At 72.2% G+C, this 15,741-nt stretch carries 13 protein-coding genes; 4 read left to right on the top strand and 9 right to left on the bottom strand.

All coding sequences use genetic code 11. The annotated features are described in order from the left end of the window. The coding region (locus tag LCD31_RS25690; protein WP_224962186.1) for a hypothetical protein at positions 1-1,800 on the bottom strand (1,800 nt) is incomplete at its 3' end. Between the two features lie 202 nt (positions 1,801-2,002). Here LCD31_RS25690 and LCD31_RS25685 point away from each other — a divergent pair. Beyond that, positions 2,003-2,488 carry a GNAT family N-acetyltransferase gene (locus LCD31_RS25685; RefSeq protein ID WP_224962184.1) on the top strand — a complete coding sequence of 162 codons (486 nt, stop codon included), beginning with the start codon at positions 2,003-2,005 and terminating at the stop codon, positions 2,486-2,488. A gap of 65 nt (positions 2,489-2,553) precedes the next feature. Beyond that, entirely contained in the window at positions 2,554-3,060 is a 507-nt protein-coding gene (locus LCD31_RS25680) for a DinB family protein (protein ID WP_224962182.1), read from the top strand. 5 nt (positions 3,061-3,065) lie between these two features. On the opposite strand, the gene dnaB is transcribed toward LCD31_RS25680, so the two are convergent. The 6 genes from dnaB to LCD31_RS25650 form a co-directional block, all read right to left on the bottom strand. Then, complete coding sequence (dnaB, locus tag LCD31_RS25675; protein ID WP_224962180.1) at positions 3,066-5,426, bottom strand: replicative DNA helicase; 2,361 nt, start codon at positions 5,424-5,426, stop codon at positions 3,066-3,068. Between the two features lie 561 nt (positions 5,427-5,987). Next, positions 5,988-6,440 carry a 50S ribosomal protein L9 gene (gene rplI, locus LCD31_RS25670; protein ID WP_224962178.1) on the bottom strand — a complete coding sequence of 151 codons (453 nt, stop codon included), beginning with the start codon at positions 6,438-6,440 and terminating at the stop codon, positions 5,988-5,990. Positions 6,441-6,528: 88 nt separating this feature from the next. After that, a complete protein-coding gene (gene rpsR, locus LCD31_RS25665) occupies positions 6,529-6,768 on the bottom strand; it encodes a 30S ribosomal protein S18 (protein ID WP_184484100.1) in 240 nt (79 codons plus the stop codon). Between the two features lie 47 nt (positions 6,769-6,815). After that, positions 6,816-7,304: a single-stranded DNA-binding protein gene (locus tag LCD31_RS25660; protein ID WP_224962176.1), complete on the bottom strand. Its 489-nt coding sequence runs from the start codon at positions 7,302-7,304 to the stop codon at positions 6,816-6,818. 99 nt (positions 7,305-7,403) lie between these two features. After that, a complete protein-coding gene (gene rpsF / locus LCD31_RS25655) occupies positions 7,404-7,769 on the bottom strand; it encodes a 30S ribosomal protein S6 (RefSeq protein WP_224962174.1) in 366 nt (121 codons plus the stop codon). A 121-nt stretch (positions 7,770-7,890) separates the two neighbouring features. Next, positions 7,891-8,880: a hypothetical protein gene (locus LCD31_RS25650; RefSeq protein WP_224962172.1), complete on the bottom strand. Its 990-nt coding sequence runs from the start codon at positions 8,878-8,880 to the stop codon at positions 7,891-7,893. A 233-nt stretch (positions 8,881-9,113) separates the two neighbouring features. Between LCD31_RS25650 and LCD31_RS25645 the strand changes: the two genes are divergently transcribed. Further along, complete coding sequence (locus tag LCD31_RS25645; protein WP_224962169.1) at positions 9,114-9,884, top strand: deoxyribonuclease IV; 771 nt, start codon at positions 9,114-9,116, stop codon at positions 9,882-9,884. A gap of 78 nt (positions 9,885-9,962) precedes the next feature. After that, positions 9,963-11,357: a glycosyltransferase family 87 protein gene (locus LCD31_RS25640; RefSeq protein ID WP_224962167.1), complete on the top strand. Its 1,395-nt coding sequence runs from the start codon at positions 9,963-9,965 to the stop codon at positions 11,355-11,357. Here LCD31_RS25640 and LCD31_RS25635 read toward each other — a convergent pair. Together LCD31_RS25635 and LCD31_RS25630 are read right to left on the bottom strand one after the other, a co-directional pair. Further along, a complete protein-coding gene (locus tag LCD31_RS25635) occupies positions 11,333-12,991 on the bottom strand; it encodes a glycosyltransferase family 87 protein (RefSeq protein ID WP_374108127.1) in 1,659 nt (552 codons plus the stop codon). The genes LCD31_RS25640 and LCD31_RS25635 overlap by 25 nt on opposite strands. Before the next feature lie 79 nt (positions 12,992-13,070). Next, a partial coding sequence (locus LCD31_RS25630) for a transglycosylase domain-containing protein (protein ID WP_224962165.1) occupies positions 13,071-15,741 on the bottom strand: 2,671 nt, incomplete at its 5' end.

The raw sequence follows: 15,741 nt of genomic DNA, 5'->3' as shown, positions 1-15,741 counted from the left end.
GGTCTCTCCCCCCTCCCTCTTCCCCGGGGGGGGGGGGGGGGGGGGGGGGGGGGGGGGGGGGCGGCGCCCCCCCCCCCCCCCCCCCCCCACGTCGGCCCGCGCGTCCCCGGCCCGGGCGATCTCGTCGAGCACCGCGAGCTGGTCCGGGGTGGGGCGGGTCCGGAAGTCGGCGAGGAACGCGGCCGAGTCCTCCCGCGCGGTGACGACCATCGCGTCCAGCGCGACGACCAGTTCGTCGCCGTCGCGCAGCTCGACGTCCCGCTCGGTCGGCCGCACCCGCAGCCACATCCGGGCGGCGGGCCCGCACACCGGGTCCTCGCGCAGCCCGCGCACCGCGGCCACGCCTTCGTCGCCGGTGTGCTCCAGCAGCCACAGCGCGCCGAGCCGCACCTCCGGGTCGTCGACCCGGCGCAGCAGGTCGGCGAGTTCCACGGCGGCCGCCGCCCGGCCGCGCACCCCGACCCAGCCCGCGACGACCTCGTCCACCACGTCCGCCGGGCCGCCCGGCAGCGCGAGCACCACCACCTCGGCGGGCAGCGCGATCGCCTCCTCCACCGTCGGGGCGACGAAGCCGTACCCGCGCAGCGAGCCGTGCGCGGCCCACACCCCCAGCGGCAGCAGTTCCACCACCGCGCGGTCCGCCGATCCGGGCGCGAACGCCTCGATGCGCTCCAGCAGTTCCGGCAGGTCGGTGCGGTAGCGGCGCAGCACGCCCAGCGCCTCCCAGAGCCGCAGCACCCGGTCCACCACCCGCGCCACCGCGGGCCGGGCATCGGCCCGGTCGGTGATCGCGTGCAGCACCAGGCCCACCACTTGCTCGACCGGCACCGCGCCGGTGTTGGTGTAGAGCGCGCTGAGCACGCCCTGCACCAGCTCCGGGAACGCGTCCTCGCCGTCGAGCAGCCCGTCCAGCAGCTCGGCGTCGTCCCCGGCCACCTCGTCGAGCAGCACGAACGATTGCCACAGCCGCGTCCACAGCACGCCCGGTTCGGCCAGCAGCGGGGTGCTGATCGCGCTGCGCACCACCCGGTCGTCGATGATTCGCACCAGGTGCGCGCGATCCGCCCACGCCGCGGTGGCCGGCGCCAGGTCCGGCTCGCAGTCCAGCTCCGCGGCCAGCTCCGTCCCGTCGCCGAGCTCGCGGCCGGTGCCGGTCCAGCGCAGCAGCGCGGCCATCCGCGCGATGATCGGAGTGCCCGCCGCTTCGGCGTCCGGCGTCGCGCCGTCGGGGATGCGCATCGGTGGCAGCCAGTGCACCGGGACGGGCAGCGGTTCCCGGTCGGCCCGTTCCTCGACGGCGCGCAACACGGCCCGGTCCAGCTCGATCTCGCCGTCGTCCACCGCGGCGACGAACCGGGCGAACTCGCCCTCCGCACCGAGGTCGACGCCGTGCTCCCGCGCGGCCAGCGACCAGAACTTCTCCGGTCCCCACTCGGCGGGTTCGGCCATCGCCGCCAGGAAGGCGGGCACGGCCTCGTCGATCGCCGCGTGCAGCGCGGGCACCGGGTCGCTGCCGGACATCAGCAGCCGTTCCTCGGCGAGGAAGTCGATCCAGTCGTGCAGGAGTGCGGGCACCGCCGCCCAGCGGGGCAGCACCAGGTGCCGGGGCACCACCTCGGTGAGCACCCGCACCAGGTCGGGCGCGGTCCAGCGGGCGAGCAGCCCGTCCCGCGCGCACTTGTCCCGCAGCAGCACGCCGAGCAGGTCCGGCGCGTCGGGGCGCGCGCCGAACCGCCCGGACAGCGCGGCGGCGGCCGCGGCGAAGCCCTCCACCTCGCCGTGCAGGAAAACGGTGCGCATCGCTTCGCCCTTCGCCGCGGCCGGTACCGGATGTGATCGAGGGTAGGGAGCGGGCGTTGATCACTCCGGCAGCACACGCCCCGGCGTGTCGGCCCGGCGCGCCCGGTGCTCGCCCGCGACGCGGTCGTCCGAGGTCACGGCGATCGGGTGCGCGGCGGAAAACCGATTGTTCACCCACCCGAGTCGCACTAGCGTTCGCCGCATGCGGATCCGGGAGTTCGTCGAGGCCGACTGGCCCGAGGTGTGGCCGATCCTCCGCGAGGTGGCGCGCGCGGGCGAGACGTTCTGCTACGAGCGGGACCTGTCCGCCGAGCAGGCCCGCGAGCTCTGGCTGGAACGGCCGCCGGGCCGCACCACCGTCGCCGAGGTCGACGGGCGGGTGCTGGGCACCGCCAAGATGGGGCCGAACCGGGCGGGCCCCGGCGCGCACGTGTCCACCGCGAGCTTCATGGTCGCCGCGGAGGCGCGCGGCGGAGGCGTCGGCGGCGGGCTGTGCGCGGACGCCCTGTCCTGGGCGCGCGGCGCCGGCTACGCGGGGATGCAGTTCAACGCGGTCGTCGAGTCGAACCGGTCGGCCGTCGCGCTCTACGAGCGGCTCGGCTTCGCGGTGATCGGCACCGTGCCCGGCGCGTTCGAGCACCCCGAGCTGGGCCGGATCGGCCTGCACGTCATGTACTGCCCGTTCTGATCCCCGGTTCTGATTTCTCGTTCTGATACCCCGTTCTGATCCCTCGTTCTGATCCAGGAGTGCTCGTGCCCGTCGAACGCCCCGCCCCGCCGACGACCGGCGCCGAACGACCGATGCTGCGCTCCTACCTGGACTTCCACCGGGCGACGCTGGCGATGAAGTGCGACGGCCTCGGCGACGAGGACCTGCGCAGGCGCGCGTCCCCGCCGTCCGAGCTGAGCCTGCTCGGCCTGCTGCGGCACCTGGCCGAGGTCGAGCGGGCCTGGTTCCGCCGCACCATCGCGGGCGAGGACGTCCCGCTGGTGTGGTCCGCGGACGGGGACTTCCAGGCCGCCTACGACCCGAGCGGCTGCACCGGGGCGGAGGCGTTCGCCGCGTGGCGCGCCGAGGTCGAGCACTCCCGCCGCATCGAGCGCGAAGCCGAGTCCCTCGACGTCGTGGCCCGCGACCCGCGCTCCGGCACCGACGTCTCGCTGCGCCTGGTGCTGCTGCACCTGATCCACGAGTACGCCCGCCACAACGGCCACGCCGACCTCCTCCGCGAAGCCATCGACGGCACCACCGGCGCCTGATCCGGCTATTCGGGGGCCATGTCGACGAAGCGGCTGTAGTGCAGCTGGTGGGCGACGGTGATGGTGGCCTGGGGGCCGGCGCGGTGCTTGGCCAGGATGAGGTCGGCCTCGCCCATCCGGGGGTCGTCGCGTTCGAACGCGTCCGGCCGGTTGATCAGGATCACCATGTCCGCGTCCTGTTCCAGGGAACCGGATTCACGCAGGTCCGAGAGCTGCGGGCGCTTGTCGGTGCGCTGTTCGGGACCTCGGTTCAGCTGGGAGATCGCGACGACGGGGACTTCCAGCTCCTTGGCGAGCAGCTTGAGGTTACGGGAGAACTCCGAGACCTCCTGCTGCCGGGATTCGACGCGCTTGCCGGAGGTCATCAGCTGCAGGTAGTCCACGACGACCAGCTGGATGTCGGCGCGCTGCTTGAGCCGCCGCGCCTTCGCGCGGATCTCCATCATGGTCAGGTTCGGCGAGTCGTCCACGTACAGCGGCGCCTCGCTGATCTCGCTCATCCGCCGCGCGAGCCGCGTCCAGTCGTCGTCGGTCATGCGGCCACCGCGCATGTCGCCGAGCCGGATGCGCGCCTCCGCGGAGAGCATGCGCATCACGATCTCGGTCTTGCCCATCTCCAGGGAGAAGATGACGCTGGCCAGGCCGTGCTTGATCGACGCGGTGCGGGCGAAGTCCAGCCCGAGCGTGGAGTTGTGCGTGGGAACCATGCCGCGCCCGGCGAGGTACAGGTGGTCGGGGGCGTCGACCTCGACGCAGCGCACCGGCACGCTCGGCACCTCCCGGACGGCGACGACGCGGCGCGGCGGCTCGGCCCGGTCCTGCCGGGCCTCCTTGTGCTCGGCGTTCTTCGCGGGCAGCCGGAACACCTCGTCGGGGCCGCTGTCGAACACGATCGCCACCCGGTCGAAGCCGCCGTGCGCGGAATCCGCGATCCGGGTGCCGCAGGTGTAGCCGAGGCCGAGCAGCAGCTCCCGCACCCGCACCGAGAGCGGCTCGCTGATCTCCAGCCGCAGCCTGCCGTCGGCGTCGACGGAACCGGCGGCGTCGAGCAGTCCGGCCAGCAGCGCGCGGCGCTGATCCTCGCTGGCGCGCAGGTACGCGGACGGCAGGTCGTGGTCGTCCCAGGCGCCGAACCGGGCGAGCGCGGCGGGGATGTCCACGCCGAACTCGGGTTTCAGGGCGTCCTGTTCCGCGGCGCCCTCCTCTGCGGGGTACTCGACGACGGCGCCGACGGTCGTGACCTCGGCGTCCGCGGGTTCGGCGGCGTGCGCGAGCCCGGCCAGCTCCAGCAGTTCCGGTTCACCGCGCACCGCACCGGACTCATCGCCCGCGGCGAGCCACACCCCGAGCGCGTACGGCGCCACCGGCAGCTCCCGCTGCGGCAGGCGCAATCCGGCGTGCGCGGGGAGTTCGTGGTCGGTGCCGGTGGCGGCGAGCTCGGCGGTGGTGCGGACTTGCCCGTCGGAGAGCCGCCACTGGTGCTGGGCGTCGGCGACGAGGACGCCGCCGTCGGAGAACTCGACCTCGAAGCACGGGCGGTCGGTGAGCACCTCGGTCGCGCGCAGCACCCGGATGGGCCGCCCGGACAGGCCGATCAGCTCGTCGCCGACGGCGACCTCGCCCATCGTGGTCCAGCCACCGGGGGTGGGCAGCGGGGTGTCCAGCGCGAGCGCCTTGCCGACACCGGGCCGCGCCGCGACGATGATCATCTGCCCGCCGTGCAGCCCGTTGGTGACCTCGTCGAGGTCGACGAAGCCGGTGGGGATGCCCTGGGACTGGCCGCCGCGGGAGGCGATGGCGTCGATCTCGTCCATCGTCGGCTGCAGCAGGTCTTCCAGCGCCGCGTAGTCCTCGCTGGTGCGGCGCTCGGTGACGTCGTAGATGGCGGCCTGCGCGCGGTCCACGACCTCTTCGATCGCGGAGCCCTCGGCGCCGTGGTAGCCGAGCTGCACGATGCGGGTGCCCGCTTCGACCAGCCGCCGCAGCACGGCCTTCTCCGCGACGATCTCGGCGTAGTAGCCGGCGTTGGCGGCGGTCGGCACGCTGGCGATCAGCGTGTGCATGTAGGGGGCGCCGCCGATGCGCTGCAGCTCCTGGCGGCGTTCGAGCTCGGCGGAGACGGTGATCGCATCGGCGGGTTCGCCGCGGCCGTACAGGTCGAGGACGCAGTTGTAGATGGCCTGGTGCGCGGGCCGGTAGAAGTCGTTCGGGGTCAGCACCTCGACGACGTCGGCGATGGCGTCCTTGCTCAGCATCATGCCGCCGAGCACGGACTGCTCCGCGGCCAAGTCCTGCGGGGGCTGGCGTTCGAAGCCGGAGTCCCCGTTCGACGCGGGCTGTGCGCCTCGTTCGTCTGCCAACGCCACGGGTACCCGTCACCTCCGACACCGTCACCCGCCACCGCTGCGGGCGGCCTTACTGGTCGCGCGATCCACGACGGCGTCCCCGGTGCGGGAGCCGGCCAGCGCGCACCGGCCGATCACGATCCGTCACGCGCGGGCGCGTGGGGGAAGCTAGATCGCTCGCATGGACCAGGCAAACCGAGCTGTGGACAACTATCGGGACAACCTGTGGACAGCTGGGGACAAGTCGCGGATACCTGTGTACAACTCGGCGGAACCGATGGGGACAACCTGGGGACAACCAACCAAGATCATCCGAAAACCACAGGTCAGCCCTTGTGGACTGCTTGTGGAGAAATCTGTTGAAAAACCCGCGGCGTGTCGCGGGGAAACTGCTCGTTCGGCGTGTCGGATTCGACGGCGCACGAACGAGTTCCGTGACCGTCAAGCGGACGAACGAGTGATCATCGCCGTCCGCCGCCGAACGGCGGAACCCGGCAGCGGCCGAGCGCCGCAGCACATGACCGGACGCATCGGCGGAAGCCCGGGAAGCCCGGACTCCCGCCGAACGAACGCGTACCGGGGTCAGCTCGCGGCCGACACCTGGACGTTCACCGACGCCTTGACGTCGGGGTGCAGCCGGACGTCGACCCCGTGCTTGCCCAGGGCCTTGATGTGGCCGCGCAGGTCCACCGAGCGCTTGTCCAGGTTCGGGCCACCGGCCTTGCGCACCGCGGCCACGACATCGGCGGCGGTGATCGAACCGAACAGCTTGCCCTGACCCGAGACCTTGGCGGTCAGCGTGACCGGACCGAGGTCCTGCAGCTGGGCCTTCAGCTCCTGGGCGTGCTCCAGGTTGCGGACCCGGCGGGCCTCCTGGGTGCGGCGGATCGTCTCGATCTGCTTCTGCGCGCCCTTGGTGGCGACGATGGCCAGGCCGCGCGGCAGCAGCAGGTTGCGCGCGTAGCCGTCCTTGACCTCGACGATGTCACCCGACTCGCCCAGGCCGGCCACGTCAGCAGTCAGAATGATCTTCACGACGTGTCTCCTTCTAGCGTCTCTCACGAGACCGCGGACATCCGGGACCGCGCGCCGGAGCAGCGCGGACCGGACGAGCGGTCTCGAATCAGCGGGCGGTCGAGGTGTAGGGCAGCAGCGCCATCTCGCGGGCGTTCTTCACCGCGATGGCGACGTCGCGCTGGTGCTGGCTGCAGTTGCCGGTCACCCGACGGGCGCGGATCTTGCCGCGGTCCGAGATGTACTTGCGCAGCAGCGTCGTGTCCTTGTAGTCGATGCTCTGCGCAGCGCGGTCCTTGCAGAACACGCAGACCTTCTTCTTAGGCTTGCGCACAGGCGCCTTGGCCATGGTCTTCCTCCTGGAAAGCTATTACGAGTCGAGTGAGCGCGCGGGCGTCAGAACGGCGGTTCGTCGCTGAACCCGCCGCCGGAAGAACCGGCGGGGGGAGCGGAACCCCACGGGTCGTCGGCAGGCGCGGACTGGCCGCCGCCACCACCGAAACCACCGCCGCCGCCACCGCGGCTGACCTTGTTCACCTTGGCGGTCGCGTACTTCAGGGAGGGCCCGATCTCGTCGACCTCGAGCTCGACGACGGTGCGCTTCTCGCCTTCCTTCGTCTCGAAGGAACGCTGGCGCAACCTGCCCTGCGCGATGACCCGCATGCCGCGGGTCAGCGTCTCGGCCACGTTCTCCGCGGCCTGGCGCCAGATGTTGCAGCGCAGGAACAGCGCCTCGCCGTCCTTCCACTCGCCGGACTGGCGGTCGAAGGTGCGGGGCGTCGAGGCGATCGTGAAGTTCGCCACGGCGGCACCGGAAGGTGTGAAGCGCAGCTCCGGGTCGGCGGTGAGGTTGCCGACCACCGTGATTACCGTTTCACCGGCCATCGCCTGGACTCCGTCCTTGACATGCGGGGTCTCTTGACATGCGGGTCACCTGAAGTGCGGATCGCCGCCAACGGACCGGACGAGTCCGGTCGCGGTTGCTCAGGCCGAGGCCTCGGAGCGGTTGGCGTGCTTGGTCGCCTTCGCGGCCGCGCGGGCCACGCGGGCCTCCTTGCGCGGTTCGGCGACGCGCCGCTGCACCTTGGTGCGCAGGATCGTCTCGTTCAAGTTCAGCTGGCGGTCCAGCTCCTTGATCGAGGCGGGCTCGCTGTTGATGTCCACGACGACGTAGATGCCCTCGGCCTGCTTCTCGATCTCGAAGGCGAGCCGGCGACGGCCCCACACATCGAGCTTCTCGACGCTGCCACCGTCGTTGCGGATGACCTTGAGGAAGTTTTCCAGGGACTGAGGCACGGTGCGCTCGTCCAGGCTCGGGTCGAGGATGACCATGAGCTCGTAATGACGCATGAAGACCACTCACCTCCTGTGGACTCACGGCCACGGACTTTCCGTGGCAGGAGGGTCCTTCACGAACCCGGCAAGGCTAGCAACCAGGTCCGACAGGCCGGTGAGCCGGGTACCGCCGAGGTCAGGCGCGGCGCAGCACCCAGGTGCGGACCAGCGCCGCGGTGACCCCGGCCAGCGAGATCGCCGCGATGAGCACCGGCAGCGCCACCCGGTCGCCCTGGCTCATCGGCAGCGCTTCGGCCTTGCCCGCGGCCCGGACCTCCTCGCGGGCGGCCTGCTCGGCCCGCGCCCGCTCCTGGGCGGCGGCCTGCTCCCGCAGGTCGCCGATGTTCGGCGAGAAGCCGGGGGCGGCGCCGAACTGGGCCTGCGCCCACGGCGGCAGCTGCCCGGGGAGGCCGGGCGCGCCCGAGGCGTAGCCGGGTGGCGCGACGAGGACCGGCGCACCGGTCGAGTAGCCGGGCACGCCGGGGGCGGTGGTGCCGGGCGCCGGCCGCACGCCGGTGCTCGGCGGAGCGGGCGCCGTGTGGGACGGCGGCGCGGGCTGCTCGCTGGGTTCCGGTTCGGGCGCGGGCGGCGGCGGGGCCGGCTTCTCGTGCCCGGTGACGCTCGCGCCGAAGCAGCCGAGGGCGGCGAGGTTGCGGACGTGCTTGCTGACCTCGGCGCCGCGGCCCTGCAGCGCGGCCAGGCCGTCGATGCGCGGGGTGAACTCCTGGGCGAGGGCCTTGCCGGAGAACTTCTGCTTCTCCTCGGTGACCGTGCCCAGCGAGATCGCCCCGGTGTTCTTGAACTCCTGCACGGCCTGGTCGGCGATGTCGAAGCCGAACGGGAAGACCAGCAGCGTCCCCTGCCGCACCTTGGCGTCCAGCGCGTTCGGGGAGGCGAGGATGGCCTGGCCGTACTCGCTCGACTCGGTGGTGCCCGCGCACTTGTCGATGACGAGGGAGCCCGCGGCGCTCGCGGTGCCCGCGCCGAGGAGGCTGCTCGCGGTGACGAAGGCGCCGACGGTGCCCGCGGCCAGCACCCGGCCGAGCCCGGTGCGTCCCGCGCGGCGCAGCAACGGGTTCACCTGCGGCCGCGAGCCTTCGTCCGGACGCATGGCTTCGTCACTCATGGTTCCTCCCCGCTGCACGACCCCGTGATACCCGTTCACCGCTTCTCAGGAAAATAACGTGTCGGACCGGCAAGTGGTGACGGCCCGCACACGAAAACTTCGGCAAATCCGCATTTTGGGAAACCTGAACGATTGAGCACCCGTTCGCGTCACCGCTTCGGAGCAGCGGTGGACCGGGCGGCCGGGCCCCGGCGCGCGGCACGGGCCCACCGGCGGGTGGCTACCCTGCGGACATGCTCATCGGTGCTCATGTCCGGGACGACGATCCGATCACCGCGGCCCAGGAGCGGGGCGCGGACGTCGTGCAGTTCTTCCTGTCCGACCCGCAGGGCTGGAAGGCCCCGAAACCGCACCCGCAGACCGCGGAGCTGCGCGACGGCGAGCTCGCGGTGTTCATCCACTCCCCGTACGTGATCAACGTGGCCTCGCTGAACAACCGCATCCGCATCCCGTCCCGCAAGGCCGTGGCGCAGCAGGCGAAGGCCGCCGCCGAGGTCGGCGCCCGCGGCCTCGTCGTGCACGGCGGGCACGTCACCAAGGACGACGACCCGGCCGAGGGCATCGCGAACTGGCGCAAGCTGTTCGAGCGTCAGGCCGACGAAGGCGGGTTCGCGGTACCGGTGCTGATCGAGAACACCGCGGGCGGGGCGAACGCGATGGCGCGCCGCTTCGACGTGCTGGCCCGGTTGTGGGACGCGGTCGGCGAGTTCGGCGCCGGGTTCTGCCTGGACACCTGCCACGCGCACGCGGCGGGTGAAGAGCTGCCGGGCATCGCGGAGCGGGTCAAGGGCATCACCGGGCGGATCGACCTGGTGCACCTCAACGACTCCCGCGACGCGTTCGGCTCCTCCCGGGACCGGCACGCCAACATCGGCGCGGGCGAGATCGACCCGGACGTGCTGGTCGCGGTGTGCGAGACGGCGGACGCACCGGTCGTGGTGGAGACCCCCGGCGACGGGCAGGCCGCGGACATCGGCTTCCTGCGGGACAAGGTGCGGGGTTGATCCGAGCCTGCGGCTAGGGTCGGCGCCGACAGCCGTCGAAGGTGCGGGACGGGTGCCCGCCCGGCAGGGAGGACACCGATGCGCGAGCAGCTCGCGGGAACCCCGGCCGGCGCGGTTCCGGGCCGCGCGGGCCGGCGCCTCACCGCCGGAGCGCTCGCGCTGCTGTGCCTGCTCACCGCGCTGGCGCTGGCGGCGGGTTACGCGAACAAGGCGCGCTGCACCGGCCCCGAGTTCGACCAGTGGGGCCGGTCCGAACCGGCCTACCAGGAGCGGGCGTACTCCGAGGTCTGCTACTCGGACGTGCAGAACCTGTGGGTGGGCCGGGACATCGACCGGCACGTCTTCCCGTACGTGCACGGCGGCATCGATGAGGACGGATCGCTGCACGGCGGCGTCGTCGAGTATCCGGTGCTGTCCGGGCTGCTGATCTGGCTGGGCGCGTTGTCCGTGCACACCGACGCCGGGTTCCTCGCCGCATCGGCGCTGCTCATGGCACCGTTCGGGGTGGCGGTGGCGTGGTGGCTGGGCCGGTTGAGCGGGTACCGGGCGCTGCTGTGGGCGTTGGCCCCGCCGCTGGTGCTGTACGCCTTCCACAACTGGGACCTGCCGGTGGTGGCGTGCGCGGTGGCCGCGGTGTTCGTGGTGCACCGCGGTGGCGCGCCGCTGCGCACCCGGGCGGTGCAGGGCGCGGTGCTGCTCGGCGCGGGGTTCGCGTTCAAGATCTACCCCGGGTTGTTCGTGCTGCCGCTGGCGCTGCACGTGCTCACCGGTGGTCGCGGCGGTGCCGAGCTGCCCGCGGGGCGGCGGTTCGACGTGCGGGGCGCGCTGGCGGTGCTGGGTGCGGCGGCGGGCACGGTGGTGCTGGCGAACCTGCCGTTCGCACTGGCCGGGTTCGAGGGCTGGTGGGCGTCGTTCGAGTTCCAGTCCCAGCGGAAGGTGGACCTGAGCACGAACTCCGTCTGGTACTGGGGTTTCCGCGGGGTCGCCGACGCCGACGGGTTCCAGCAGGTGATGGGCGTGGTCTCGCCGGTGGCGGTGCTGCTGTCGTTCGCGGCCGCGTGCCTGGCGGGGGAGTGGCTGCGGCGGCGCACCGGCACCTACCCGTGGATCCAGGTGTCGGCGGCGGCGCTGTGCGGGTTCCTGCTGCTGCACAAGGTGCACTCGCCGCAGTACACCTTGTGGTTGCTGCCGTTCTTCGTGCTGCTGCGGGTGCGCTGGGGCTGGGTGGTGGCGTACCTGCTGGCCGACCTGGCGATGGGCATCAGCATCTTCCGCTGGATGGGCGAGGGCGGCGGCATCGGGGACGGGTTCACCGCGCAGGCGCTGATGATCGGCGTGTGGGGCCGCGCGGCGCTGCTGGTCGGCCTGTTCCCGGCGTTCCTCGGGTCGACGTCCACCGTGGACGAGGACGAGCAGGAGCCGCCCGGGTCCGATGTGGAGCGGACGGTTCAGCTCACCCGTTCCCCGCGCTGAACGCCCGGCCCGACGGTCCGGGCCCAACCGCTGATCCGCCGCGCCGCACCTCTCGGCCACGGCACCACCACCCGGTCCGGGGCGCCGTCGAGGGATCCGCCCGCCGGGTCGTCCACCGCCGCGGGCCCGTGCGAACCCGCCGGGCCGAGCGCGCGGCGCACCCGGTCCGCTTCCGGGTGCAGCACCTCGTGCACGACCAGCGCGCACAGCGCGATCACCAGCACGTCGCGGATCAGCACGGCGCCCAGGAACCAGCCCTCCGGCAACCCCTTGTTGTCGGTGCCCAGGTAGTAGTACATCCGCGGCGCCCACATCGCGGCGTCCGCGACCATCCAGGTCAGCAGCCACCGCCAGCGCGGCACGGCCAGCACCGCCAGCGGAACCAGCCACAGCGAGTACTGCGGACTCCACACCTTGTTGGTCAGCAGGAACGCGGCGACCACCAGGAAGCACAGCTGCACCAGCCGGGGCCGCACCGGCGCGGCCAGCGCCAGCCAGCCGATCCCGGCGCAGGCCAGCGCGAACAGCCCCAGCGCCACCGCGTTGAGCACCACCGGTGCCTGCCCGGCGGCGAGCGGCCCGTCGAACCCGGCCCAGCCGGTGAAGTGGGCGAGCGCGTTGTACAGCGAATCCGGGTCGGCCGCGCGCGAAGTGTTGAGCCGGTAGAACTCGCCCCAGCCCACCGGGTACAGCAGCAGGATCGGCAGGTTCACCACCAGCCAGGCCGCCGCGGCTCCGGCGAGCGCGCGCCCGCCGTCGCGCGATCGGCCCGCGCGCAGGCACAGCACCAGCAGCGGGCCGAGCAGCAGCAGCGGGTACAGCTTCGCCGCGCCGCCCAGCCCGATCAGCACCCCGGCCAGCCACGGTCGTCGCTTCGCCCAGGCGAGCAGCCCGGTGGTGGCCAGCGCGGCGCTCAGCGCGTCGAAGTTGGTGAAGGCGTGCACGAACACCAGCGGGCTCAGCGCGACGAGCGCGGCGTCCCAGGTGCGGCGCGCGGCGAGCCGCATCGCCGCCCACACCACGACGAGCCAGGCCGCGGTCAGCCAGAACGCGGTGACGTTGAAGTACAGGACGGTGATCATCGCCGGGGGCAGCCAGCCCAGCGCGGACAGCGTCGACCAGCCGTCGGTGATCTTCGCGTTGATCCACTGGAAGACCCCGGTGACCACCGGGTACTCCATGTAGTGCTGCTCTTCCGGCGGAGTCCCGGGCGCGGCCGTCCACGGCGTCTTGTACGGGAACACCCCGTCGGGGGCGAGGTCGCCCATGCCGAAGCGGGGGATGATGTCGGAGTAGCACATCGCCGTGTACTGCCGGTTCGCCCGCCAGTCCAGCTGAGTGCCCGCCGAGGTGTCGTAGGTCTGCAGGCAGGGCGCCTTGAACAGCCAGGCCGCGGCGAGCGTGATCATCGCCAGCAGCAGCAGGACGCGCAGCGGCGTCCAGAACCACTGCCTGCCCACCTGCGCGTGCCGCCCCAGCGGGCCGCCGAACGGCCGGGAGGCCGCCGCGGCGACGGGTTCGGTCCAGGTCGGCACGACCCGGTCCGCCGCGTCAAGCGAGTCGCCGTCCACTGCCGCGCTCACCTTGTCGGGCTCCTCGGGCTCGGTGCCGGCGTGCTCGGGCTTCGTGGACACGCCCGGATGCTACGGCGTGCGGACGGGTCTCCCACGCCCGCACCGGGCGGCGTCGCGCGCCGCCCGGTGCGGGCCGGGGTCATTCGCCGTCGCGTCCGCGGGTCGGTCCGACGGCGTTGCCGCCGGGACCGTCATCGTCGTCGTCGCCCTGCCCCGGCGGGCAGCCGAACAAGCCGCAGTTGTCGGACGGGTCGGAGCCCTCGGACTCGCTCTCCGAGGTCTCGCTCTCGCTGGTGGTCGTCTCCTCCGACGTGGTGGGCGGCGGCTCCGAGGTCGGCGGCGGCGGCGGTTCCTCGCTCGTCGTCGTCGGCTGCGGCGGGAGCTTCTGCTCGAACTGGCCGATCGGGCTGGCCTTCGGGAACTGCTCCACCGGCAGGTTCTTGTGGTACTCGTTCATGAATTCCTGCCAGATGTCACCGGGCAGGCCGCTGCCGTAGATGATCTTCCCGTTGGCCTGCTCGACCGGCATCGGCTTGCCGTCCTCGTCGGCGAGCATGCCGACCGCGGTGGACAGCTGCGGCGTGGCACCGATCATCCACGCGTTCTGGTTCTTCTCGGTGTCGAAGTACTGGTGGGTACCGGTCTTCGCGGCCACCGGCCGGCCCTTGTCCAGCGGCAGCTTCGAGTGCTCGGCCACGCCGATCATCGACTGGATGAGGTTCGCCGCGAGGTTCTTGCTCTCCGACGCGCTGTCCGAGAACGCCGGCTTGGACGGCTCCGGCGCGAACTCCTCGGTCTTCACCGCGTTCTGGATCTTCGACACGAACTGCGGGTGGACCTGCTTGCCCTCGTTCGCGAAGGTCGCGTACGAGGCCGCCATGTCGATCGCCCGCACCGGGTAGGCGCCCAGCGCGATACCGGCGTCGACGCCGCCGTCCTCGTTCTGGAGGGTCGGCTCGCCGTTGTACTCGCTCGGAACGCCTGCTTGGATCGCGGCCTCCCGCACCGACGGAGTCCCGAACTTCGCGGCCATGTTCACGAACACGGTGTTCACCGACTTGTTCATGGCCTCGCGGACACCGCAGTGCTTCGGGTCGTCGCACACCGAGCCCGGCGCGTTGCCGAACGTGGTGCCCAGGATCTCCTGGTGGTCGCTGCCGTCGTAGTACTCGCCGATGCCGTAGTCCTTCTCCAGACCGGCCATCACCACGAACGGCTTGAACGACGAACCCGGTGGCTGCGGCGAGGCGGCGTAGTCGAAATACACCTGGTCACCGCCGCCGTAGTAGGCCCGGACCCCACCGGTCTTCGGATCGACCGCGACCAGCGAGGTGCGCAGGTTCTGCGGCTGGCCCTGCGTCACCTTCCGGACCGCGTCCTCGGCCATCCGCTGCGCGTTCGGGTCGATCGTCGTGGTGATCGTGTAGCCGCCGAGGGTCAGCGCCTGCTCGCTGTAGCCCTCGCGTTCCAGCTCGGCCAGCACCTGCTTGCGGATGTGCAGCTGGGAGGAGTTGCCCTCCGGCTTGCTCTTCCACGCCTCGCGCTCCCGGGTCTCGGGCAGCGCCATGCTCGCGCGGACGTCCTGGCTGATGAAGCCGTTCTTCAGCATCTGGCCGGCCACGTACTCCCAGCGCCACTGCCCCTGCTCCGGGTCGACCCGGGGGTCGTTGGCGGTGGGGCGCTGCACCATGCCGGCCAGGACCGCGGCCTCGCTCGGGTCCAGGTCCTTCGGCAGCTTGCCGAAGTAGGCCTCCGCCGCGGTGTGGATGCCGTAGGCGCCGCGGCCGTAGTACGCGGTGTTCAGGTAGGCCTTGAGGATGTCGTCCTTCGACTGCTGGTTGGTCACCTTGTAGGCGACGACGACTTCCTTGACCTTCCGGGTGATCGAGTACTCGTCCTGGTCCAGCGCCAGCTTCACGTACTGCTGGGTCAGCGTGGAACCACCACCGGCGCCACCGCCGATCTGGTTGTACACCGCGACCAGGATGCCCCGGATGGAGAAGCCCGGGTTGGTGTAGAAGGACGCGTCCTCCGCGGCGACCGTGGCGTCGAGCATCGGCTTCGAGACCTCGCCCCGCAGGTCCCGGATCATCGTCTTCGAACCCGCTTCGGGGACGATGCGGGTCATCTCCTGGCCGTCGGCGTAGTTGACGACGATCGTCTGCTCGGTGCGGCTGGCGATCTGCTCGGGGTTCGGGACCTCCCACATGGTGTAGCCCCACGCGAACGTCCCGATGCCCAGCAGCAGCATCGCCGCGGCCGCCACGTAGCAGGTGCGGCGGATGCGCCGCCAGATCTTCTTCCGCTTGGCCTTGCGGGCGCTCACCTCGTCGTCCGGGTCGAGCAGCTCGTCGTCGGGGCCGAACCCGTCGTCGCCATGTCCGCGATCCCCGTACCGGTCGTCGTACCCGTCGTCGTAGCGACCGTCGTCGGAGTACGCGTCGTTCGTCGAGTAGTAGTCGTACGAGCTCTGCGTGGCCTCGTGGGTGAGCAGCTGCGGTTCGCGCGGCGAGTCACCGCTCGCGCCACCGGCACCCGCCGCTCCTGCGGCTCCCGCACCCGCCGCTCCTGCGGCTCCCGCACCCGCCGCGCCGCCGGCCGCCGCGGCGGCCGCACCGCCGAGCGCGGCCGCCACCGCCACGCCGCCGACGACGCCACCGGCCACGGCACCACCGCGACCGCGACCCTGGTCCTTGCCGTCCCCGGGGGTCTGCGGGATGTTCTCGGTCGGCCGCTCAGCGGGCGGCACCGCGCCGGGCGCGGGCCTGCCACCGGGCTGGGGGACCTGCCGGGTGCTCTGGCCACCGGGC

Source organism: Saccharopolyspora sp. 6M (assembly GCF_020176775.1).
GTDB classification, from domain to species: Bacteria; Actinomycetota; Actinomycetes; order Mycobacteriales; family Pseudonocardiaceae; genus Saccharopolyspora_C; species Saccharopolyspora_C gregorii.
The sequence above is the reverse complement of the archived record's forward strand: the minus strand, read 5'-3'. Positions and strand labels throughout refer to the sequence as shown.